The organism is Lactobacillus sp. UMNPBX15, assembly GCF_002553785.1.
GTDB lineage: Bacteria > Bacillota > Bacilli > Lactobacillales > Lactobacillaceae > Lactobacillus > Lactobacillus crispatus.
The window spans coordinates 1-23098 of the sequence record NZ_PCYV01000015.1; the positions used below are offsets into that span (position 1 = coordinate 1).

General features: G+C 38.6%; 20 protein-coding genes and 2 pseudogenes. 3 read left to right on the plus strand and 19 right to left on the minus strand.

From position 1 onward, the window contains the following. Positions 1-370: 370 nt before the first annotated feature. The 8 genes and pseudogenes from CP366_RS05050 to CP366_RS05080 form a co-directional block, all read right to left on the minus strand. The gene (locus CP366_RS05050) at positions 371-1591 is read right to left on the minus strand and encodes an LPXTG cell wall anchor domain-containing protein (protein ID WP_158227329.1); all 1221 of its coding nucleotides are present in this window, start codon (positions 1589-1591) and stop codon (positions 371-373) included. A 12-nt stretch (positions 1592-1603) separates the two neighbouring features. Further along, positions 1604-3082, minus strand: a complete 1479-nt coding sequence (locus CP366_RS05055) for an MBG domain-containing protein (protein WP_089147269.1) — start codon at positions 3080-3082, stop codon at positions 1604-1606. Between the two features lie 23 nt (positions 3083-3105). Beyond that, complete coding sequence (locus CP366_RS05060) at positions 3106-3450, minus strand: hypothetical protein (protein WP_005720675.1); 345 nt, start codon at positions 3448-3450, stop codon at positions 3106-3108. Further along, positions 3435-4217, minus strand: coding sequence for a hypothetical protein (locus CP366_RS10915; RefSeq protein ID WP_233197974.1), 783 nt, complete (start codon positions 4215-4217; stop codon positions 3435-3437). The genes CP366_RS05060 and CP366_RS10915 overlap by 16 nt, the downstream gene beginning before the upstream one ends. 36 nt (positions 4218-4253) lie before the next feature. Then, positions 4254-4322: pseudogene (locus tag CP366_RS11145) on the minus strand (YSIRK-type signal peptide-containing protein); the annotation flags it as partial. A 161-nt stretch (positions 4323-4483) separates the two neighbouring features. Further along, positions 4484-5791, minus strand: coding sequence for a serine--tRNA ligase (serS, locus tag CP366_RS05070; RefSeq protein WP_013086796.1), 1308 nt, complete (start codon positions 5789-5791; stop codon positions 4484-4486). A 230-nt stretch (positions 5792-6021) separates the two neighbouring features. Continuing rightward, a complete protein-coding gene (locus CP366_RS05075; protein WP_065990819.1) occupies positions 6022-6573 on the minus strand; it encodes a GNAT family N-acetyltransferase in 552 nt (183 codons plus the stop codon). Beyond that, entirely contained in the window at positions 6573-7178 is a 606-nt protein-coding gene (locus tag CP366_RS05080; protein ID WP_005722611.1) for a TVP38/TMEM64 family protein, read from the minus strand. Before CP366_RS05080 ends, CP366_RS05075 begins: the two co-directional genes overlap by 1 nt. Positions 7179-7335: 157 nt before the next feature. Between CP366_RS05080 and CP366_RS05085 the strand changes: the two genes are divergently transcribed. Next, positions 7336-8130 (plus strand): alpha/beta hydrolase, encoded by a 795-nt coding sequence (locus tag CP366_RS05085; RefSeq protein ID WP_061205190.1) that lies wholly within the window; start codon positions 7336-7338, stop codon positions 8128-8130. A 2-nt stretch (positions 8131-8132) separates the two neighbouring features. Next, a complete protein-coding gene (locus tag CP366_RS05090) occupies positions 8133-8993 on the plus strand; it encodes a helix-turn-helix domain-containing protein (RefSeq protein ID WP_057726973.1) in 861 nt (286 codons plus the stop codon). 27 nt (positions 8994-9020) lie between these two features. Here the strand turns inward: CP366_RS05090 and CP366_RS05095 are convergent, their stop codons facing one another. Beyond that, the gene (locus CP366_RS05095) at positions 9021-9524 is read right to left on the minus strand and encodes a nucleoside 2-deoxyribosyltransferase (RefSeq protein ID WP_005720668.1); all 504 of its coding nucleotides are present in this window, start codon (positions 9522-9524) and stop codon (positions 9021-9023) included. Between the two features lie 166 nt (positions 9525-9690). Between CP366_RS05095 and CP366_RS05100 the strand changes: the two genes are divergently transcribed. Continuing rightward, positions 9691-11073, plus strand: coding sequence for an NAD-dependent succinate-semialdehyde dehydrogenase (locus tag CP366_RS05100; protein WP_061205187.1), 1383 nt, complete (start codon positions 9691-9693; stop codon positions 11071-11073). A 72-nt stretch (positions 11074-11145) separates the two neighbouring features. Here the strand turns inward: CP366_RS05100 and CP366_RS05105 are convergent, their stop codons facing one another. The 10 genes and pseudogenes from CP366_RS05105 to CP366_RS05145 form a co-directional block, all read right to left on the minus strand. After that, positions 11146-12162, minus strand: a complete 1017-nt coding sequence (locus CP366_RS05105; RefSeq protein WP_023488311.1) for a zinc ribbon domain-containing protein — start codon at positions 12160-12162, stop codon at positions 11146-11148. 118 nt (positions 12163-12280) lie between these two features. After that, entirely contained in the window at positions 12281-12883 is a 603-nt protein-coding gene (locus CP366_RS05110) for a GNAT family N-acetyltransferase (RefSeq protein WP_089143355.1), read from the minus strand. Next, positions 12870-13046: a hypothetical protein gene (locus CP366_RS10765; protein WP_005727328.1), complete on the minus strand. Its 177-nt coding sequence runs from the start codon at positions 13044-13046 to the stop codon at positions 12870-12872. Before CP366_RS10765 ends, CP366_RS05110 begins: the two co-directional genes overlap by 14 nt. 125 nt (positions 13047-13171) lie before the next feature. Next, positions 13172-16930: an MMPL family transporter gene (locus tag CP366_RS05115; RefSeq protein WP_089148103.1), complete on the minus strand. Its 3759-nt coding sequence runs from the start codon at positions 16928-16930 to the stop codon at positions 13172-13174. A 4-nt stretch (positions 16931-16934) separates the two neighbouring features. Continuing rightward, the gene (locus CP366_RS05120) at positions 16935-17510 is read right to left on the minus strand and encodes a TetR/AcrR family transcriptional regulator (protein ID WP_005723949.1); all 576 of its coding nucleotides are present in this window, start codon (positions 17508-17510) and stop codon (positions 16935-16937) included. Between the two features lie 132 nt (positions 17511-17642). Next, a pseudogene (locus CP366_RS05125) lies at positions 17643-18588 on the minus strand (serine hydrolase). A 15-nt stretch (positions 18589-18603) separates the two neighbouring features. Beyond that, the gene (locus tag CP366_RS05130) at positions 18604-19521 is read right to left on the minus strand and encodes a magnesium transporter CorA family protein (RefSeq protein WP_005726582.1); all 918 of its coding nucleotides are present in this window, start codon (positions 19519-19521) and stop codon (positions 18604-18606) included. Between the two features lie 118 nt (positions 19522-19639). Beyond that, positions 19640-20941, minus strand: a complete 1302-nt coding sequence (locus tag CP366_RS05135) for an extracellular solute-binding protein (RefSeq protein WP_005720700.1) — start codon at positions 20939-20941, stop codon at positions 19640-19642. A 53-nt stretch (positions 20942-20994) separates the two neighbouring features. Then, positions 20995-22290, minus strand: coding sequence for an MBL fold metallo-hydrolase (locus CP366_RS05140; protein ID WP_005720698.1), 1296 nt, complete (start codon positions 22288-22290; stop codon positions 20995-20997). Next, a complete protein-coding gene (locus CP366_RS05145; RefSeq protein ID WP_005720697.1) occupies positions 22274-23098 on the minus strand; it encodes a carbohydrate ABC transporter permease in 825 nt (274 codons plus the stop codon). The genes CP366_RS05140 and CP366_RS05145 overlap by 17 nt, the downstream gene beginning before the upstream one ends.

A 23098-nucleotide genomic window follows, 5' to 3' on the forward strand; every position in this document is an offset into this window, starting at 1 on the left:
CCTTACATGTCTGTTTTTAAGCTCTCGTCGCATCTCTCGAAGCGACTTTATTAATTTACCTTATTTTCTCCGCTTTGGCAAGTCTTGCTCTTCGTTCGCAATCTTTTAGAAACGCTTGGACGCGTTGTAATTATTCCTTTGTTTCTATTTCAATCTACCTTTTTCTTTTTGCTTACTTTATTTTTATCCTTACGCTTATTATTCGAGTTTTACTGTTTTTTCTCTTAATTTTAGTACAAAATTTTTCGAATTTTTTTCAAAATAATTCAAAAAAAACAGTGTTTTGCCTAATTTTTCACTCAAAAATGCAAAAAAAGACGTTTATCAAATATAATCATTCGATAAACGTCTCATTTTATATCTTTAGTGTCTATTCGTCTTTTTTCTTACGTTTTTCAACGCCAAGTAAACTAATCCAACCTAAACCAGCGAGTAATGTACCAATCAAACCTAGTGTGTGTTTGTGTTCACTACCAGTTTGAGGCAATAAGTCTTGCACGGACTTCGGTTTTGCATTTAATTTGTTAGCTAATTGCTTTCTTTCTGCTTTCCCTATTGTCCTCTTGCCAGATTCAGCGTCTGCTGCCTTAACTGGGCCGTTAGCGCGTTTATTTCGACCTGTAGGCATACCTTCATACTTAGGATTGTTATTAGAGTCATAGCCCTTCTTATTTGCTTTAGAATGATTATGCTTCTTTTCACTTTCCTTATTAGACTTTGCCGGTTTATCTGGCTTAGCAAGCTTGTTTGGCTTATCCGGTTTATTTGGTTTGTCAGGTTTATCTGGCTTCGGCTCTGGAGTTGGTACTTCATCTTGCTTGTAAGTAATTTCAATATTACTGTCAGCCGTATCTACTGAAACCTTTTCCGCTGCCACCTTACTTTGTGAAGCAGTGTAGCCACTAAATGTTGGAGCAGTATATGCATCCCACTGAGTATTACCATCTACCTTCCACTCACTGTATGTAACTTTGCCAGTAACTTTATCAAACGTTGCAGTTCTAGTAAACGTTACTTTTTGAGTGATAATCAGCTTAGCACCTGAAGGCGTAATGACTGTAATTATTCTAGTTGGAATCTTAGTCAAAGTACCCAAGTGATCATAGTTCTTACTTGGATCACCTGGCACTGGGCCTGTTGGAACATCCCTTGGTGGAGTTTCTGGAGTAACAATAATGGTGTCGTGTTCACCCCTTACAGTTACAGTTGGAATGCCATCAGCAGTTGCAACTACTGTCTTAGGAATATCCTGTCCTGAAACAATCTTCCATCCTGCTGGAACTTGTGGATTTACATCTACTGTTTCACCGGTCTTGCCACTAAGCGGAGTTTGCCCTACTTCTTTGCCATCACTATCAACGTAAGAAATCTTCCCCGTTTGAGTGTTGACAGTATAAGTAACAGTGACTTCACTATCCTTATCATTGCCAGTTACTTTCACTTGTTCAACCTTGTTAGGATTTGTGGTATAGCCAGCAAATTCCTTCGGCGTAAATCCAGCAAATGTATCCTTACCATCTACCGCAGCCCATTGGCCTTCACTATTGGCAACCAGCTTTCCAGTAACCAAGTCATATACGGCAGTCCGCATAAATTCAACGGTCTATTTCTTTTGATCTTCTGAAATCTGAGCTAGTTGTTCTTCACTCAAACCTTCGTAATTAATGGTTCGGGTGACATCCTTAACTAGGTCATTTTTCTTGAACCAGCTTTCATCCTTAGTAGGATTGGTTGCTGAATCAGTTGGATCAACGATTGCTGTTTTGTGAACTAATTTAATGTACAAGTTCTGACTTAATGCCTTGCCAAAAGTATAGCTAGTTGGCAATTCTTGATCTGGTGCTAACTCGTAGTTCTCTGGAAGCTTCAAATCAAGGTTATCAACAGTTGAACCAGCAACGCCAGACTTAGTAATTGTCTGACCAACTTGCTTGTTACCTTCTTGAGTATCTTCAAATTCAATCGTTAAGGTTGCATCCAAAGTAAACTTAGCCTTTGAAGAAATATTCAGCTTGTAGTTTGGATTTGCTTTTTGCAATGCAACGAGCGTGTTGGCATTCAAGTGGGCTTGGTAAGTTCCTGCATCCGTTGGAACTCCGTCAAGTTTCTTACCAGCCGCATCGTACCACGTAAAGTCACTAGCAGTGATTCCTGGGTTTACTAATGGTGTGTTCGTAACCGTACCATTTGCCGTGATCTTCAAGCCATTAACATCGAGATCAGCTGATTTGCCATTATAAGTCTTGCTTTGATCACTACCAGAAATAGTGATATCAGTAATTGCCTTTGGCGTAATTGTGAAGCTTGCCTGGCCTCCTAAATCGTCAGCGGAAATAGTTACATTAGCGTTAACTTGCTTCTTCAAGGCATCTTGCAAGTGAGCCAATATTGACTGCTTGTTCAACGTAATGGTGTAAGTACCAGCATTAACTGGTGCGCTGCCAGCATTCCAAATATAATCACCGTCTTGCAGAGCATACGTACTTTCGGTAGTTGAACCTGGAAAAGTAAAGTGAACTAAAATTTGACCATTGCTGTTAACTTGTGCAGTTGTTACAGCTGTACCATCAAATGTCTTTTGGTTAGAGCCATTAAGTTTTGCGTCAGCAGTGGCTGCAGTAACTATGTAGTTAGCTGTTGTCTTAAATGTCCACTTGTAGTTAGCACCATTATTACCAGTTAGTTGCTTAAGCTTTTCTTGACCAGCCTGTGATAATTTAACTTGGTAAGTACCGACATTCGTTGCATTACCAACAATTTGCAAATCGTCAGCAGTTAACTTAAGTGTCTGAGCTTCACCATCAGCGGAGTAAACCGTCGCATCGTAGGTTACGTTGTACTTATTCAAGTTAAGTCCACTTGGTAAGGTTTGCTTAGCATCATAAGTCTTGCTGTCACCACTATTCAGGGTAACAGTAGCTTCGCCCTGGTTAATGGTTAATGTACCCTTAGTAGTTACATCATCTGCTACTTGTGGGTATGCGTAGTTAGTACCCAAAGCTTTTTCAATGTTAGCCAACCCTTGCGTAGATAATTCCACGTGGTATTCACCGACATTGCCTGGAGTTTGATCAAAGATCAAGTCACCATCTTTAGCAGTGTAGCTTAAATTAGTACTATTAGTACTATTTTTACCATACGTATATTTACAACAACATAATCCTTGCCTGGATCAGGAACATTAACTTGCCAAGTTTGTCCAGCTTCTTTAGGTAGGCTCCATGAACCATAAATCACTTTAAATCCTGGCGTTGTTGAATCACCTGCTGTTTGATCCCATTGCCAATTACCATAAGTAATCGTGTTATTAGCAACATTTAAACTACCAGTCTGGGCATAGAATACCTGTATTTGTGAATCAGGTGCAAATTGTTGACCATTTTTGTCACCACCAGCAATTACATATTTAGCCGTTACTGTTCTCGCTTGCTGTTTTACTGGAATATACAAAACAGTGTGAACTGGACGGGCTTCATAAACTGATGCGTTAGGAAGATTTGCGTAAAAGCAGGCAAAGTGCATTGTTCTGGAATTGACGCACCGTTTGCTAATTCGTAACCATAACCTTCTGGATCAGTTGGAATGGTCATATTAAAGTTGAGGTTAGTTTGAACACCAGGGATAAATTCTTGTGAATAAGTTTGACCGACAACCGCATTATTGTTGTACTGGTCTACAAATTCAAACGTCACCTTTTGCGCAACATTAACATTAGCATTCAATTCGTAGTAGTAATACTTACCATCTGCATCATATTGAGCACCAAGCGTACCATTTGGAACAGTAACGCGAATAGTAGCATTTTGCTTGCCACTCACTAAGCCATCAGCATTTGTTTGCAAGCGGGAAATAATATAGTTTGGCTGATAACTGTCGGTGCCTTGAGTGAAAGTAGTTTGCTGACCTGGATCGCCGCTCTTATTGTAAGCACTATAAGAAACTTCCTTATTATTTTGAGTAGAAACATCTTTAGTATCTTCTGGACTAGTAGCTTTTTTATCTTCTGCCTGTTTAGTTGAATTCTGCTCGGTTGAATTTTTGCTAGTCAAAGGATCGGTACCGCTAACTTCTTTTTGAGCAGTAGTATCGTTATCATTCTTACCAGCTGTCGTAGTCTGATCATTTCCAGTATCTGTGGTAGTCTTCTTAGCCGACTCAACCTCTTCTGTTTCTACTGGATCCGTAGTATCCGCATGAACCGTTTGACTTGTATTCATCGTCCAAAGCAAAGTTGAAAGCAAAACGGAACAAACTCCAATGTTCAATTTTCTAATACTAAAGCGCTGCTTGCCTTCAAAGTCATTTTTATTTAGTCTTTCTATTACGCGGTTTTATTCTATTCATCTATTTTAATAACACCTAACATAAATCACAACAAAAAGCAGGCTTAAATTATATGCAAAAAAATCGTTATTTTAAGTTGTCAGTCACAACAACTAAAATAACGATTTTATTGTGCTCATTTTTTAATTAAATTTAGGAATTAAATTAAACCTGATTCTTTAGTAATCTTCTTCATACCATTCATGTAAGGAACAAGTACATCAGGAACAGTTACTGAACCATCTTCGTTTTGGTAATTTTCCAAAATAGCAGCTACACAACGACCAACAGCCAAACCTGAGCCATTTAAAGTGTGTGCCAAGTGAAGCTTGCCGTCTTCATCACGGTAACGAATTTGTGCACGACGAGCTTGGAAGTCAGTACAGTTTGAACAACTTGAGATTTCACGGTACTTGTCTTGTGCAGGCATCCAAACTTCAAGGTCGTAAGTCTTAGCACTAGTAAAACTTGCATCCCCAGTTGAAAGAGCAACTACGTGATATGGCAGGCCCAACTTTTGCAATAAGTGTTCCGCATTATGAGTTAACTTCTCGAGTTCATCCCATGATTCGTCAGGCTTACATACCTTAACCATCTCAACCTTACGGAATTCGTGCATTCTAATCAAACCACGAGTGTCCCGTCCTGCTGACCCTGCTTCACTTCTGAATGCTGGTGACAATGCAGTAACATTGATTGGCAACTTGTTTTCATGAATAATTTCATTTCTGAAGTAGTTTACCAATGGAACTTCAGCAGTTGGAATCAAAGTTAAGTCACGTGGCTTATCTGGATCGTCATTATCAACGATGGTATAAACATCTTCGTGGAACTTAGGGAATTGACCAGTTCCTTGCATTGATGCATCGTTTACCAAGTATGGTGGGATAATTTCGGTATAACCTTCCTTAGTGTTTTCATCAAGGAAGAAGTTGAAGACAGCACGTTCCAAAAGCGCACCAGCACCGATGTAGTAAACAAAACGTGCACCTGAAACCTTTGAAGCACGGTCCCAGTCTAAGATGCCAAGGTCAGTACCAATATCCCAGTGAGCCTTTGGCTTAAAGTTAAATTCAGTAGTTGGGTGCCACTTACGAACTTCTTCGTTGTAGCTATCGTCCGGACCAATTGGGTCTGAATCAGCTGGGAAGTTAGGCAATCTAAGCAAGATGTAGTTTTGCTTTTCAGTTAATTCCGCAACTTCCTTATCTAAGTCTTTGATTTCCTTACCTACTTCACGCATAGCAGCAATTGCATCGCTAGCATCTTCTTTGTTACGCTTTTTTTCTGCAATTTGCTTAGAAACGTCGTTACGCTTAGCCTTTAATTGTTCACTCTTAGTCAAATCCTTACGACGCTTAGCGTCAATTTCAACTAATTCATCTAATTCTTCTGGCTTAATGCCACGTGTAGCCAATTTCTTCTTTGACCAGTCAAGATTCTCACGAATCACTTTAATATCAAGCATATAAAACCTCCATGATATGCATAAAAAAAGAGCCGACTTATCCCTACACTTGGGACGAATCGGCTCTTACACGGTTTCGCGGTACCACCCAGCTTCAGTCTATCTAGACTGCACCTCTTTACCAGACGAGTAACGACGTCAAACCGTGCAACTATTAATTGCCCACATTATTGAAATCTGGAAGCGACTATGCATTCACTCGCACCAACCGTGAACTCTCTGAAGCAGTCTTAGGATTTCGTGTTTGCATTTATTTTAAGCCATTCTTCTTTTTTGAGCAAATAATATTTTTCTTTAAACGAAAAAAGTGCACTAACTTGTGTGTAATCGACAGTATAAACATACTGAAATCCTAGTGTTTTAAGCAATTTCTGTGATTTTTCATTATCGGCAAAAGTTCCAGCCCAGACTTCTACTTGCTTTTTCTTTTTAAAAGCATAGGTCAAAATCAATCGTAAAGCTTCAGTCATATAGCCGTGACCTTCAAACGACTGATCTAGCAAAAAGCCAACTTCTTTAGTCTTTAATAGGCCACTCTTTTCATCTAAGCCGCGTTCATACAATTCAACCAGACCGATCACTTCATTGTTCTTGCGCAAGCAAACGACATAACTTTCAGGACGCGACATATATTGCTTCACGCCATTAACCGCCTCAGTCAGATTGCGGTATTCCTCAAAGCCAGCCATCTTGTGGTAGCGGGAATTGCCACCCCACTTCAGTAATTGCTGCGCGTCCCTTTCTTCAAAAGGTCTCAAATATATTCTCTTAGATTCAAGCATTAGTTACCCATCAGCTTCAAGAGCCACTTCGCACCAAACTGTAGGCCTATACTATAGGCGGCAATTGTCCATGGCTTACACAAAATAATAATCCAAAAATAAGTCCAAAACTTCATTTTAGTCAATCCTGCTAGCAGGCAAAGCACGTCATCGGGAGCTGCTGGGGCGAGAATACATAATGCAAAGAACCAATTAAATTTATTCTGATTCTCTGTCCACTTCATATATTTATCAAGCGTTTCTTCCGAAACAATATGCAAAATAAAGGGCCGGCCGTAGTGTCTAGCTAAAAAGAAGTTGATAATTGAGCCAATACAAATCCCCACGTAGTTATAAATAAACCCAGCAACTGGGCCAAAGAAGACCACGCCTCCTAATAAAGACACGCCCCCAGGAATAATTGGAATAACTACCTGAACAATTTGAATCAACACGAAAATAATCGGACCAACAATTTGTTTATTAGCCAGATAAGCCCGCATTTTAGCTTGATCGGTAAAGATCCCCAAGCGGTACCAATAAATCACCAGCAACACGATTGCGACTCCACAAACTATAGTTGCAATATTGATTAATTTACGACTAGCCTTAGTCGATAGATGCATTTTCTCGCCTTCCTTCATCGCCTAGTAGTTCAATTTTAACAAAAATCCAGCCCAGATACCGTAAACATGCAAATCTAAAAAAAGTTTTATTATTTTAGCTACTTTGGGCAGATACTATATAATAAAGTTAATAAGTTATTAGAAAGGTAGGCATCTTATGGTTGTAATTAAGAATGATATTGTTTATGACAAGACTAAAGAATTAAAAACGGATATTTACTATCCTAATGATACATCTTCTAATACCAAGATTTTAATCTTCTGGCATGGCGGTGGCTGGTTTAGAGGTAATAAAGAAAGCGTAAAAAATCTAGGTATTCGCTTTGCTAATGCGGGCTTTATGACCTTCATCCCCGACTACTCCTTAGCACCTAAATACCACTTTCCTGCTGCTCATGAAGATGCATTGCACTTTGTCGACTGGCTGTTGAATTCTGAATACACTGATCAAGACGATGTCAAAAACATTGTTCAAATTGGAGCCAGCGTTGGCGGTGAAATGGCAATTGAGGTTGCTGGGAAATATGGTTTCCCTACTGTCACCTGGTCTGCTCCAGTTGAATATTCAAACTGGATTAAAGATCATCAAGATACTAAAGCATCCCCAGATGCCGCTAACGATTTTGGCATTACCGATCCTGAAAAGATCAGACAATCTTTCTACAAGTACTTCACATTAACCTACACAGGTACTGAAGATGAGGCTGTATTACAAAAATTAGACGCTAAGTCATTTGACTATAGCCATCTCAAGCAATTAATGATGATTAATTCCGCAGATGAGTTGACACCACTAGCTACAGTATTGGATTTTGTTAAGTTCTTAGCTGACAAAAACTTAGGCGTACAGCTCCTCGTAATTCCTGGTCACGGTCACGCCATGGCTTATGGTCCCGATTATGTAGACGAATCGCTCGATTTTTTATATCAAACTATTAAGAGACAAGATTAAGTATGATCAACATAGAAAAATTTGTTCAAGCCAGAAAAAAATTAAGGCTATCGCAAACTGAACTTTGCCGCGGCATTTGCACGCAGTCAACCTTAAGTAAGTTTGAAAACAACGGACAGGTACCTTCATTTAAAATTCTTAAGCAGCTTTGTGAACGGATGGATATTGATGTTAGCGATATTATGGACAGCAGTGAGCACAAATATATCGCGCATATCCTGTTTGAAGCGGATTTTGCTTTTATCAATTTTGATTACAGTAAAATTTTTACTTTACTTTCACAAATCAACCCCGAAGTAGATCTAAAACGCCAAACAAATCGGATTCATTATCACTATTTGCGCGGACAATATGCTCTAAGAAGTGATCGCAATCAAATGAGTGCGCTCTTTTATTTCAACAATATCTTGACCACCCAGGAATTGCCTGAAAATGATATTTACCGCTTGTTGGCATTAAATGGTTGTAGTCAAATCTATGCTAAACAAGGTGAAACAGAGAAAGCCGAGCACTATTATAGTCAAGTATTAAAGAACATTATGGACGTCAAGATCGATAATATTTTGACTACAATGCATGCCTTAAGTATTTTATGTGATGCCGGTGAATTCTATGGCGAACGAAAAATGTATCGTGAGTCTAATGCATTGTTGCGCTATGCCTATAAGATTGGCGCTGAGAAGCACGTGATTTTTTACATGGCACGCATCCTACTGCGGCAAGGCATGAATGATATTGATCAGTCAAAAAAGAAAGCAATTGCTATCCAACATTTGCATGATGCCTGTGCTTTTGCCCGAATCAACCGCAACACGATTACGCTAAATCAGGCTAAAAAATTACTAAAAAAATTAAATGACTAACAAAAAATCCCCAAAATGGGGATTTTTTTAGATAATCTTGTAACCAGTAACTGGCTTAGCAGGTACTGTATTGAAATCAAAGTTAGCAAGTTTGTCCAGTTCAGTATTACCATCAATAATTGTAGTAACACCTTGAGCAATCATCAGGTTCATCACTTTATCCTTGTCTGGATCCTTAGTGAAGGTTACCAAGACTACAGGCTTATGCAAAGCACGCATGAAACCAATTTCAAAAGCACTACCATCATCTACATTGTCCATGTCATACAAGAAGACGCCACATGTAGAGTTAACTAGACCTTCCAGGTCATTGTTATAAGTGGCAAGGCGCCAAGTCATGCTGCGAATGCCACCAATTTCAGGATTCTTTTCATCCGGATCAACAAAATTTTGATCAAATGGAAAATGCACTCTGACCACTGTCGGATTTTCTTCTAACAAGGCACGAGCCTTATCAACTCTAGCACGTTGATCATCATTGTAAAATGGAGTGCCTAAATAAATCTTAGCAGTTGAAACTTGTTTGTTCATGCTTTTGTCCCTTCAATGTTTAAAACTTACAAAATAAAATTATTTTTCATTTTAGCATGACTTTTTTACAACTAAAAGCACAAATAGCTGTGTTTTCATTGTAAACGCTTTATAATAGAAACATAACTTATTAAAGCTAAACATAAAACTTATTGGAGGAATTATTTTGTCTAGATATCAATCAATTAATCCATATACTAACGAAGAATTTGCAAGCTATGACAATTCTACTGCCGCACAAATTGACGATGCCATTAACTTAGCACACGCTTTATATAAAAAATGGCGTCATGAAAATCCTGAGACCCGCAGTCGTCAATTACACAAGATAGCAGATGCTTTGCGCGAGCATGAAGATGACTTAGCCAAAATGATGACCCTGGAAATGGGAAAGCTTTTGCGCGAATCAAGAGAAGAAGTTGAATTATGTGCTTCAATTTGTGATTACTATGCCAAAAACGGGGTCAAAATGTTGGCTCCTACTCCAATCGAATCAGACTTAGGCAATGCATATTATTTGAAGCAATCAACTGGCGTTATTATGGCTTGTGAACCATGGAATTTCCCACTTTATCAAGTTATTCGGGTCTTCGCTCCTAACTTTATCGTGGGCAACCCAATCTTACTGAAACACGCCCACAATGTTCCAGGTTCTGCTGCTTTAACCGCTAAAATCATTAGACGTGCTGGTGCTCCTGAAGGCAGCTTAATTAACCTTTATCCAACCTATGATCAATTAAGCGATATTATTGCCGATCCTAGAGTTCAAGGCGTTGCATTAACTGGTTCAGAACGTGGCGGTTCAGCTGTTGCCGAAGCTGCTGGTAAAAATTTAAAGAAATCAACCATGGAGCTTGGCGGCAATGACGCATTTATCGTTTTAGATGATGCAGATCCGCAAGTATTGCGTAACGTTTTAGGCGATGCTAGAACTTATAACGATGGCCAGGTATGTACTTCATCCAAGAGAATTATTGTTGAAAAATCTCATTATGAGGAAGTGCTACATACGCTTAAAAACGTCTTTTCTAATCTTAAAGCGGGTGACCCACTTGAAGCCGATACTACCTTGCCACCAATGAATTCCGAACGTGCTAAGGAAAAATTAGAAGCCCAGGTTAAAAAGGCCGTTGACGCAGGAGCCGAGATTTTTTACCAATATCCAGAGATTGATTCTAAAGGTGCCTTCTTCAGACCTGTAATTTTGACTAACATCGACAAAGAAAATCCTATTTATGATGAAGAATTATTTGGCCCTGTAGCAGAAGTCTTTGTAGTTGACGATGATGACGATGCCATTCAGCTTGCAAATGATTCTAGCTATGGCTTAGGTTCATCTGTTATCTCTAACGATATCAAACGTGCTCAAAACGTGGCCGCTCAAATTGAAACTGGTATGACTGTCATCAATGGCCGCTGGATTACCTCTGGTGAATTGCCATTTGGTGGCGTGAAGAAGTCTGGCTACGGTCGTGAATTAAGTGACTTAGGCATGATGGCCTTTGTTAACGAACACTTAGTAATTGATGTTACTAAGAATAATCAATAGTAATTTTTCGATAAAAGAAATACGCTGGCAACTTAACCAGCGTATTTCTTTTTCTTTTACTTATTATTAATTCTATTTCTTTTTAAAAAGATTATATCCAGCCAAAATCGTGGTCAACACGCTAGCCAAAATCATAAAGTAAGCTGAAGCCCCAAGAGAAACTGCATATGACATAAGCTGACTCGTCAATTGAGCCAGCACCCCAGTTGAAGCATGTGCTGCGCTTGATATTTGAAAAATCATATAAATCAAAAAGATTGATTCAATCAAAGAAAGGAAGAAGGCCAAAGTCTGACTAGCCTTAGTATTTTTCAAAATATTATAAATAATGAAAATTGGGAACAAGAATAGTAGCAACCAGACAATGTAAAGAATAAGTGCATACCATGATGTCACGTCGGATGAAAGCAAGCGCCCTGCTAAACCGAACAGTACATTGGAAATAGACATTCTCTGCGTGTAAGCCGAAGCACCCGAGTCGGTAAAGAGAACGATTAGACTAACTAAAGCCGTAAAAATAACTGAAATCTGCACATAATTAAAGTGATGTTTGCGAACATTTTTTATTTCACGTACATGATTTTCAACCCGAGGATATTTTTGCACAAATTCTCGGTTTTTCGCTTTGACTTTACTTTCACGTGCATCCAACCGATTAAAGACATCGGAACCAATTCGGTCAATCTTTTGCGTTAATCGCTTATCAACCGTATACTGCTCGATCTTATCTTTACGATCACACACAATATAAAGCCAAACCATTAGGGCTAAAAAGCCAGTCCACCCTGCCGCTCTAGAGAAACTCATTAGGATTAAAAGTAAGACTCCCAATAAGAAGACTAAGGTCGCATTTTTCCTAACCCACGCAATCATTCTTTGGACAGTGGTGTTTTGCTTTTCAGGAATAAATTCTTCCCGATAGGCTGCACGGCTGATAATCTTTTCGCCTTCATCTGGTTCTTCAAACTTTGCTTTTTGGTGCTGATCTGTGAAAAAGTCGTCTCGATATTTTTTTAGATTGAAGCCACAGTTTGGACAAATATCATCTGTTTCACTAATTTTATGGCCACAATTTGGACAAGTAGTCATATAAGAATTCCCTTCTTTTTCAATCTGTTAGTCATTATTATAACATGTATCAGAATTTGAAGATCAAAACAAAAAAAGACCGAATCATTGCGATTCGGTCGAAAAAATTATTTACTAACTATTTTTCAACATCAATTGGTAAAACATTATCAATATAAGGTGAATGTCCATCAGCAATCAAATCTGATATCTTTCTCAACATTGGAAATTGTATGTTCCTAGTATCATTTCCAAACTTTTGATATGCTTCTGGAGTTGCATCTTTATGTAATAATTCATATCCTAATCTTTTGTAGAAATTAACACTTTCGTCCACAGATTCAAGATAAATCAGCTGAACACCTGTATACAATGCAATCACCATGCACATGGAAAAGAATTCCATCATTAGTGCTCTACCAATTCCTGTTCCTTGGTATTCCTTGTCAATTGCAAAATAAGCAAGGTTTATATATGGTGTATCAACTTTATAAGTACCATCATCCTTCTTAACATTCTGTGTTAATAACCCTACTGTTGACGAGAAAAAACCAACTATCTGATTTTTGATAGGATCCATTAATACAAAAGTCTTTAATTTCTGTGTACTTTCGAACTTCGGACATTCCTTACGAAAAAAATTATCTATACCACGATTAGTGGAATCAAAATGTAGGGCTAACTCTTCAAAATGTGGACACGTACTTAACGGGCATAATTTAAATGCTCTACTTTGATTCATGCTTTTCCTTCCCACGTTGAATTACTATCCCATCAGCTTCAACTTCTTTTTGCAACTTTTTTATAGACACACGTGGTACTGGATTGGCTATTTTGTTTTTGAATTCTTTAAATGCTTTTTCATTTTTAAATGTTATCTCAGCATTTCTAACAATACCTACCATAATTACCAACTCCTTTTAGTGTACCTATTAATATTATACAATCATAATCTGTTTTACTATTAGTTTCAAGATTTATTTTAACAAAAAAAGACCGAATCATTGCGATTCGGTCGAAAAACTATTTATTAATTATTTTTCTTATTTCTTCTTTTGGCGAACTTATTAAGGTCAATTCCCTCATATGTCAACTTAGTAGCTGCTGACATAGTAATTGGCAAAATGAAGACCAAGATGAGCAAACCAATATCCACGGCTAAGGCAACTTCAATCAAAGTTGGAATACCTGATGGAATCAAGGCTGCAAAAGTACCACCCAAGATAATTGCGGCTGATATAACAACCGTACCAATGATAGCACATGCCTTCAAGATTCTTGAACTTGGAGTAGTGTAGCCTTCAGACTCAAGTTCACGATAACGAGTCATCAGGAAGATACTGTAGTCAACACCCAAAGCGATCAACATAATGAAGCTGAAGAATGGTGTGTTCCAAGTAAGCATTGACTTACCAAGAACTGCTTTAACAATCCATTGATTGATTGAAAGTGAGCAGAGGTAAGCAATAAGCAAAGTCCCAAGAATGTAGATTGGTTGCAAAAGTGAACGAGTTACAAACATCAAGGCAATGCCGATACCGATTAACATGATGGCAGCAGTTCTAAGGAAGTCGCCACTGGCAACTGTCTTAGTATCTTCAATCTTGGAACTTTGACCACCCATAGCTACCTTAGCATTCTTCAAAGCAGTACCTTGGAATGACTTCTTAGCCATAGCACTTAATTCTTGTGACTTCTTAGTAGCTTCGGTTGCACTTGGGTTTGAATCAAAGACAACAATAATTTGAGCTGACTTCTTGTCTGGGCTGAGGTAAACATCCATTGACTTCTTGAACATATCGTTCTTCAAGAATTCCTTAGGGATGTAGAAAGTATCAGCGGCAGCTGATGAACCTAAACCTCTGAGGTAGGTTTCACCTTGACCTAAACCACTATTAACAGTGTCAATACCTGAAGTCAATTGTGGAACTTTGCTTGCCAACTTACCAGCGCCAGCACTGAGTTGTCCAGCACCTGTGTTAAGTTGACTGATACCTGAAATAAGTTGTGGAGCTTGACCAGCTAATTGGCCGATACCACTATTAAGCTGACCGGCACCAGTGGCAAGAGTACCTAAGCCATTATTCAAAGTTCCAGCACCATTTGCAAGAGTGCCAAGACCATTGTTCAACGTACCTGCACCGCTTGCAAGAGTACCAAGACCATTATTTAATCGGCCGGCACCATTATTAACTTGGTTTACACCTGCACCAAGGCGACTAGCACCTGATGAAAGTGAACCAAGGCCGTTACTCAATTGACCAGCACCGTTATTAAGCTTTTGTGCACCAGCTACACCTTGTGAAGCAGCAGATTGAACTTGAGTTAAGCCTGAACTTAATTGGTTCAAAGCTGTTGCTGCACCTGGAAGAGCCTTGTTTGAAGCTTGAGCTAAAGCATTAACCTGAGCCTTTAAAGTTTGAAGCTGAGTCATCAAGTTACTTTGTTGCATTGCAGCCATTGAGCTTTGCAAGCCCTGAGCTGCTGAAGTAGCATTTGCCATTGCTGACTTCATCTTATCAGTATTAGCACCTGATTGAGCCTTTTGAACAACAGATTCAACCGCTTGAGTGGCAGCCTTAGTTGCTGCTGCTTGAGCCGCTTGTCTTTGATCAGCTGGTACTGATTGCACAGCTGATGAAACAGCCGATGAAATTGCTGATTGAATTTCAGATTGATTTACTGAACTTGAGCCAGCATTACCTGCTGCACTTTGCAATTCTTTCAAGCTATTTTCAAGATCTGCAGCTTGTTTTTGAACTGTAGCTAAACTATTAGTTAACGATGAAGTATCAACCCCACCACCAATAGCTTGATTCAACTGTTGAATACCGCTATTGATTTGTGGCAAAGCAGTTTGAAGTTGAGCAAGTTGTTGCTTGTTAGAGCCACTCAATTGAGTTGAAAGTTGTGAACTCAATTGTTGCAATTGGTTAACCATTTGTTGGGTACCACTTTGCAAACTGTTAGCACCATTCTTCAAACGATTTGCACCGCTAACTAAGCTGGTTGCACCACTTTGCAATGCATGAGTACCACTTTCTAAACGACCTGCACCAGTTTGTAAACGAACAGCGCCGCTTTGTAATTGACCAGCACCACTACGTAAACGATCAGCACCACTAACTAGTTGGCCTGAACCACTTTGCAGGCGAGTTGCACCACTTTGTAATTGACTAGCACCGTTTTGTAAACGACTAGTACCACTAACTAATTGGCTAGCGCCACTTTGAAGACGACTAGTACCATTTTGAAGTTGATCAGCGCCATCCTTTAAGCTGTTAGCACCGTTAGCAACCTTGTTTGAGCCTTTGCTCAATTTACCCAAACCTGAACGAGCTTGATCAACACCGTCGTTAACCGTGTTTAATTGATTGTTGACATAAAGCATATCAATTGGTTCGCCGTAAGGTTCTGTAACAGATGTCGCAAATGAAACGTCTTTTGAAGCTTGAAGTTGCTTAGTCACTTGATCAATTAACTTCAAATTTTCTTCATTGTCTAATCTATGCTTGCTTTGAATGTACAAGTATGATGGTTCAGCCATCCCTTTAGAGAAGTGCTTTTGTACTATCAACAAACCTTGCTTAGATGGAACTGAATCTGCAATTTCATCAGTGTCATCGTAGTTCAAGTGACCTGAGTACATTAACATGAATGGCACAACAACAACTGCTAACACAACCAAGTAAATAATTGGATGCTTCAATGTGGCAGATGAAATACCATGCCATAACTTGTCATCACTTTCACCAGTAAATTTCTTAACTGGCCAGAACATTTTCTTACCAAGCGTAGCCATAAAGAATGGGTTGAGTGTCAAAAGCACTATCAATAAAACAGCAACGCCGACCGCAACACCAACAGCTGATTGGTAAACGGAGAATTTAGCTAAACTTAAAGCAGTAAAACCAATTAAGATGGATGAACCTGAGTAAAGAATTGTTTTACCAGCATTGCGCAAAGCGTCATGCATGGCTTTATACTTGTCCATCCCTTTTCCTAGATTTTCTTTAAACTTGTCATACAGCAAAATGTTGTAGTCGGTACCGATACCAAAGAGCACGATAACCATAAACACTTGCGTAAAGTTTGAAAATGGGAAATTGGCGCTTTTAACTAAATTAGTAACAATTGAGAAGGAAGTAAGGAATGAAACACCAACTGTCAACAATGAAATAAGTGGAACAATTGGTGACTTAAATACGATAACCAAAACAATAAAGATAAAGACAACTGTAATGGCTTCAGTCTTCTTAATTCCCTCTTGAATTGAAGCGGAGAAGGCGTGCTGCAAGACATCCGCACCCGTTACATAAGTACGAAGCCCTTGCGTTTTCGCGGCCTTGTTCATTTCGTTATAAACTTTTTCAATCGTGCCATGACTCTTAGCCACATTAAATTGTGCTACCCAAGTCGTGCCATCTTTTGATTGAAGTTTCTTTCTTGTAGCAATATTGGAATCTGGAAGTAATGAATCCTTGATTCCGTACTTGCCTTTATCATTAGTGAACTTATCAAGCGTATTATTAATAGCCTGTTTATCGGCATCAGTTAGCTTGCCACTCTTTTTGTTAAAAACAAGTGCTACTGCATAAGTGTTTTTCTTTTTCGAGCCCCAATTGTTCTCTATTGACTGTGCCACATTGCTTTGCACATTACTTGGCAACGTAATGTTAGAGTGATCATTAGTCAGCTGCGTAATGTTAGGCAAAGCAACAACGGAAATAATCAATATTAAAATCCACGCAATCAGTTCGAAAACATGGTTCTTCAGAAATTTCTGCACTTTCCTATTTCCTCCCTATTTGTTGTAAATCAGGTACTGGTTCTACAAGTCGTAAAATCATTTCATGATAATTACGATTAGATTCATCTTCTGTTTCATCTCCAAAAGACTTCGATTTATCCAGAAAAACGTACCCTAATACGGCGCCAATTAAAGCATGAAATGAAATGACACTTTCTTTTTTAAAATTAAGTCTTTCACCCATTTTAATTAAATCCAAGATTTCTTGATTGATGGCCGCATCCTTTGGATATTCGTTCAAATGATACAGAATACTTGATAAAGCCGGATCGCTTAATAAAAAGTCGCGCACAACATCCGCAAACTTAAGCAATGCATCCCTACCTGACATACCAATTAGATCATTCATCAACTCATGACGTAAGATCTTAATCCGTCTTGCACCAACTAGTGATAGCAATTGTTTGCGTCCGGAAACGTAATGATAAAGCGACTGTGAGCGGACATCGAGCGCCTTAGCCAATGCTGGCAAAGTTGTAGCTGTCAGTCCTTTTTTAGAAATTAATTCAGTAGCTTGATCAATTATTTTATCCAGATCAAGATTTCTTTTCTGTGCCATTTTCATCCCTCCTTTGTCTTAGCATAGTAAATAATATACACCTACAGTGTGAAGATTACAATCTACATAGTGTAAATAATTTATTTTTTCTATAAAAAAATAATGAAGCCTTCTCGGACTTCATCATTTCCGTTACTTATGCTTTTTTATAAACCAAGCATTAACCGTTTTGCCCAATTTATTAAAATTCTTGTGTTGCGTGCTCCAAACAGACATACAGTAAGCACGTCCGTTAGTCTGAACAATTGCGACAGCAAAATCATCATCACCAATTGCATAAATGCCGCCACTTAAGCCAGAAACTAAACTTGGTCGCTCTTTAGCTAGGGTTGCTAAAACTCGACTAGCATATTGCCGATTTAATACCCGACCTTGATACAAGCCAATCATTGTCTTAGCTAAATCATTAGCTGTTGTCTGACCAGTCATATTTGAATTGACCTTAGTTTGAGTGGCACCCATTTTTTTAGCAACTTGGTCAATATTATTAACTCCAATTTTTCTAGTTAAGGCACTAGCTGCAGTTTTGTTACCTTTAAGCATTGCGCTGCGCAAATAACTTACACCATAGGTAATACCAACTTGAAACATCTTATCACCCTTGGCTTTGTCTTTTTTTGCTAATCTTAATCGCAGTTCGCGACCCCATCTTGCCTTTTTGTTCTTGCTCATACAAGGCGATCAGTAAAAATAACCGCATTGTTTTTCCTGCGTCATGAGCCTTATTAGTATTAGAAACTACGGCAAAGTGACTAGAGTTAGTTAAATCCTGTGCTACTACCTGGAAGCTATCATCAATGCCCATAACTTTTTTGATTTGCTTGACTAGCTTCTGATTACTGCCTTTTTGAGCTTTAACATGGTTAGAATATTCAATCGAATTAACCTTGGGCTCCTTAGGCTTTCCTAATTTTTTAACCTTTGGCTCCTTGGTCTTCTTTTTATTCTTAGCGACCTTGCTGTTATTTGGTTCAACAATCTTTAACTGCGCGTTTTCCACCCGCTTTATGTTTGATGTATACAAAATGAATGCAAATAAAGTCACAATTAAAGAACCAATTAATATTTTATGTTTCATTAAAACGCCTCAATTTTAGAAGAAATGATGCCTTTTCATCAAAATGACTAACCAAACCATTAAAACAACCATCAAAATAATGATTAAAACCCAGTCAAATGAATTTTTTAAAATTGGTAGACTAACATTCATACCATAAAAACCGGTTAAAATAGTTGGAATAGTTAATACCAATGACCACACAGTTAAGAATTGCATGGTGTCATTCAAATTATTGTTCATCATATTATTACTGGTAGCTGATAAAGTCTTAGTTACCTGCTGGGAAATCTGCACCATTTCTGCAGACTGGCTTGATTCAATCAAGACGTCATCCAAGCGTTCACTGGCTTCTTTAGTGAAGTCTAATTTGCTGTGATTCAGGCCATGCAACATGATTAAATCCGTCTGAATTGAACTTGATAAATAAACTAAACTTTTTTCAATATTCGAAAGTTCCACCAAATCTTTATTGTTAATGTCATCAGACAACTTCTGATCTAGGCTGTTACGTTCAACGTCAAGTTGCGTTACGGCACGCTGGAAATATTGTGATGAATATAGGAAAAAGAGCATCAACAACTCAGTAACATCTTTAGCTTCAGACAAACGCTCCCGCATATGTTCATCGTTGAATTCATCAAACACATAGCTGGTTGATTCTGTATGGAAAGTAAAGATATTTTCACCCACTACTAAAAAAGTGATTGGGTGTGAGGTAAAGTGCTTAATCGTGTTGGTCGGCCAAATTGGCACATCGTAAACAAGCAAGTGGCTCTTAGTATGGACGTCATAGTCATAGTGAGGACGTTCGTGACGGTCAGAAATATAAGAGATAATGTCAGGCGTAAAATTAAAATCCTGCTGCAATCTCTCACTGTCTTCTTCACTTAAATTATTGATGTCATACCACTTATACTTTGTTCTTACCGGGAAATTTTGTTGTCTAATCAACCAGCTCACCTCAACTTTTATTTTATTACCTAGTAAATGGTACCATTTTTCTCAATTCTTTTTCCACAAAAAAACAGACCTTACGGTCTGCTCTTTGAAATCTAATTGCTATTTAATTTTATTGCTTCCAAGCAGCATCAAATTTTTGCTTACCAGTATTAATTTGGCTGTTAGTATTTTGACCCTTTTGGGCTGCAGCAAAGATATTTTGCAAAATGCTGTTCAATTGGTTGTATGCAGCATTTGAATTCTTAGCAACAGGAACACTGTACAAGTTCTTCATAGCATCTTCAAGTTTAGCAGGAAGCTTGATGCTCTTGTTATTCTTGTATTCACTAGATTCGATTGCACTATTGTTTACAGGAATGTAACCAGTAGCATTAGCCCACTTAATTTGGCTTGACTTAGATACTAAGAACTTAATGTACTTAAATGCAGCAGCTTTTTGTTCAGCGCTAGCGTGGTTAAACATGTAAATATCAGTACCTTGTTGCATGGTGTATTTGCCAGGACGTGGAGCAACATCATAAGTAAACTTGTTACCTACACCTTGCTTAACAAAGCCTTCACCTGCAGAAGTACCAACAAACATTGCAACCTTTTCGTTAGCAAATGGACCTGAAAGGTAGTGTTCTGAACCAGCTACTCTGAAGTAACCCTTCTTAATACCATCTGCATAGAAGTTGAGAACTTTCTTTGAAGTTGAACCACTGAAGTTAATCTTATCAGTAAAGTTCACGCCTTCGTCCTTCATACCAAGAGTGTAGTAGTTGGATAGTGAATCAAAACCAGCACCTACAACTTTGTGGTTACTCTTCTTGTAGATAGTTTCTGAAACATCCTTAAGTTCTTCCATAGTAGTTGGAACTTTCTTGATGCCATATTTCTTAAACATGGTCTTGTTGTAAGTCAAAGTTTCAATTGACTTGTTAAATGGGATACCGTATTGAGTTCCCTTAATTTTTGCACCATCAAGAAGTTCAGTTCTAATGTCAGATGCCTTTGCACTGCCCCAACCAACATTCTTGTTGTTGATATATGGGGTCATGTTTACAAGCATCTTGTTTTGAGCTGCGTTCCAAAGCCAACCTGGATAAGCTTGAGTAATAGTAGGTAAGTTATTTGGTGATTGCAAAGTTGAGTTGATCTTAGCTTGCAAATCATTGTATGCACCTTGGTTTTCAAGCTTAACAGTAATTTTAGGGTTCTTCTTTTCAAATTCATTAGTTAATTGCTTTAAAGTAGAACCTTGTACTCCCGGCATAGCGTTCCAGAAGACAACTGTAGTCTTCTTAGTAATCTTTGATGGAATCTTCTCTGAGCTTGATGAAGAAGAATTGCCGCTCTTTGAACAAGCAGCAGTGCCAACTAGGGCCAAAGTAGCAACGGCAGCCATAGTAAGTTTCTTACTAAACTTCATTTGGATAAATCCTCCCAAAAAATAAAACTAAACAACAATATATTTTTGATTCACTAAAGCGTGATTGTTTGACCACGTTTAGGTAAAATCCGTTCTCCATATGGGTTCTCTTCCAGCTCCGGATGCAATGTGTGCACCGGTACTAAAACAGCTGGTTGAACCCCAGCAATGATTTCCTTGAGTTCTTTTTCATCGGCATGGCCTGAACAGCGCAACGCCTTATACTCAATATCATTGTTAGCTAAAGCCTCTACAAATGGTTTGTAGGCAGGATCAAAATCCCCTAATGGCTCAGCATTTGAGTGGATATACAAACCACCCTTTTGCAGCTTATCATAATCGGTGACAACTTGCCACATGTATTTATGATTATCTGCTAAAAGCTCATCATAGCTAACTTCTAGCTCTGGCTTAAGGTCAGCATAGTGCTCCTCATTAGGCATGTAATAGTAAGGATAGTCTTCATCCAAACTTTCCTTAATCAAATGGGCACGCTGAGCATGTAAAACGACCTTTCTTGGTGAATCGGCAATGATTCGCAATAATCGTTCAACATTAGTAGGATAAGTATTAAAAGTGATTTGGCGTTCAGGGTTAGCCTTTTGCAGGCGCACGATTTCTTCAGTTAGTTCTACTTCATTCTTAGGGCCAGTAAACTCTTCACTGTTTTCATCATGCTTTTCTTCTGGCCAAGAAACGCCAGTGCCTTCAATGATTAGCATATCGCTATTTTTAGCTGCCTGCATAAAGTCCCGCACCCAATCTGGATGATAACCATGCAAGCGAATGTCGCCAGTATAGGCGATTTGCTTATCCGGTGTCTTAACTAATAGACCAGTAGCACCGTAAGCGTCATGATCACTAGGATATATTTCCAGGATAATATCGCCCACCTTAATTGGTTTCTTGTATTCTGCCGCGATGATTGGACGAGTATAAGTCCGATCATGACCTGCAGCAGGAAGCAAGAAGTCGCCCTTTTCATTCAAGGCTGGCAATAAATGAGCTGTAATTGGACCTGCATAAAGTGGAATTTCTGGGGCCAAAAAGTTCATTGCCTTACTGTGATCCAAATGTAGGTGTGAAATATAGGCCGCCGCATGCTCCCAGCGGTCAGTATCAATTGGCTTACCCGTCAATTTAGGATCGTAAAAATTAGGCACATCCCCGATTAATTTATTTTTAATCAGAGTTTGATAACTTTCATCTGGCAATTTTAACTCTGGCCGATAAACTTCCCCCAAGTCAAACAATACATGCGACTTGTTATAGGCCACTTCAATCATCGGTCCACCAATTGTGGTTAAACCATTATAAAAAGTTACTGTCGTTTTATCCTTTAAGGTCATTGCGCACTACTCCTCGAATAATTTGCTTTCTAAAGATGAAGTACAAAATCAAGATTGGCAAAACAGTCAATGTGGCAGCAGCAAGTTGAAGTTGAGTTTCACTACCTGCATCAGATGCAAATGAAGTTAAACCATTGTTCAACAATCTCATGCTGTCTTCGTTAGTTACCAATAATGGCCAGAGGAATGAATTCCAACCAGAAATGAAACTTAATAAAGCAACGGTGAACAAGCCACCTTTAGACATTGGCACCAAAATTTTCCAAATATATTCCCAATCACTCGCTCCGTCAATCATCGCAGCTTTATAAATTGTCTGTGAGATTGAACCGAAGTAGCTTTGCAAGTAGTACATGTAGAAAATTGAAGTTAAAAATGGCAATACCAAACCAATATAAGTGTTCAACAAGCCCATTCTGGCAATGGTATTGTAGTTAGTAAAGATAATTGCTTCACCAGGCACCATCAATAATGATAAAAGTACCATTTGAACAACACCTTTACCCTTGAACTTCAAGTTAACCATGGCAAAAGCACCAAGCAAGGCGTTAAACAAACTCACAATTGTCGTTACACTAGCTGTGATAAAAGTGTTTAGGAAGTAACGAGCAAATGGAGCTTGGGCGAATACTTTGGCATAATTTGACCATTCAAAATGCTTAGGAATGATTGTTGGTGGAATAGTGGTTGTTTCTCTAAAACTCATTAATCCACCCAAAATCATGTAGATGAATGGAAAGACAGTAATGATTGCGAAAATCGCTAAAATAATATAAGCAATCAAAGTGCCCCAACGAATCTTCTTCAT

Excerpts from the sequence above, each read along its gene's own strand:
- CP366_RS05050 (WP_158227329.1), bottom strand. The coding sequence starts at position 1,591 with ATGCGGACTGCCGTATATGACTTGGTTACTGGAAAGCTGGTTGCCAAT.
- CP366_RS10915 (WP_233197974.1), bottom strand. The coding sequence starts at position 4,217 with ATGAATACAAGTCAAACGGTTCATGCGGATACTACGGATCCAGTAGAA.
- serS (WP_013086796.1), bottom strand. The coding sequence starts at position 5,791 with ATGCTTGATATTAAAGTGATTCGTGAGAATCTTGACTGGTCAAAGAAG.
- CP366_RS05075 (WP_065990819.1), bottom strand. The coding sequence starts at position 6,573 with ATGCTTGAATCTAAGAGAATATATTTGAGACCTTTTGAAGAAAGGGAC.
- CP366_RS05080 (WP_005722611.1), bottom strand. The coding sequence starts at position 7,178 with ATGCATCTATCGACTAAGGCTAGTCGTAAATTAATCAATATTGCAACT.
- CP366_RS05085 (WP_061205190.1), top strand. The coding sequence starts at position 7,336 with ATGGTTGTAATTAAGAATGATATTGTTTATGACAAGACTAAAGAATTA.
- CP366_RS05090 (WP_057726973.1), top strand. The coding sequence starts at position 8,133 with ATGATCAACATAGAAAAATTTGTTCAAGCCAGAAAAAAATTAAGGCTA.
- CP366_RS05095 (WP_005720668.1), bottom strand. The coding sequence starts at position 9,524 with ATGAACAAACAAGTTTCAACTGCTAAGATTTATTTAGGCACTCCATTT.
- CP366_RS05105 (WP_023488311.1), bottom strand. The coding sequence starts at position 12,162 with ATGACTACTTGTCCAAATTGTGGCCATAAAATTAGTGAAACAGATGAT.
- CP366_RS05110 (WP_089143355.1), bottom strand. The coding sequence starts at position 12,883 with ATGAATCAAAGTAGAGCATTTAAATTATGCCCGTTAAGTACGTGTCCA.
- CP366_RS10765 (WP_005727328.1), bottom strand. The coding sequence starts at position 13,046 with ATGGTAGGTATTGTTAGAAATGCTGAGATAACATTTAAAAATGAAAAA.
- CP366_RS05120 (WP_005723949.1), bottom strand. The coding sequence starts at position 17,510 with ATGGCACAGAAAAGAAATCTTGATCTGGATAAAATAATTGATCAAGCT.
- CP366_RS05135 (WP_005720700.1), bottom strand. The coding sequence starts at position 20,941 with ATGAAGTTTAGTAAGAAACTTACTATGGCTGCCGTTGCTACTTTGGCC.
- CP366_RS05140 (WP_005720698.1), bottom strand. The coding sequence starts at position 22,290 with ATGACCTTAAAGGATAAAACGACAGTAACTTTTTATAATGGTTTAACC.
- CP366_RS05145 (WP_005720697.1), bottom strand. The coding sequence starts at position 23,098 with ATGAAGAAGATTCGTTGGGGCACTTTGATTGCTTATATTATTTTAGCG.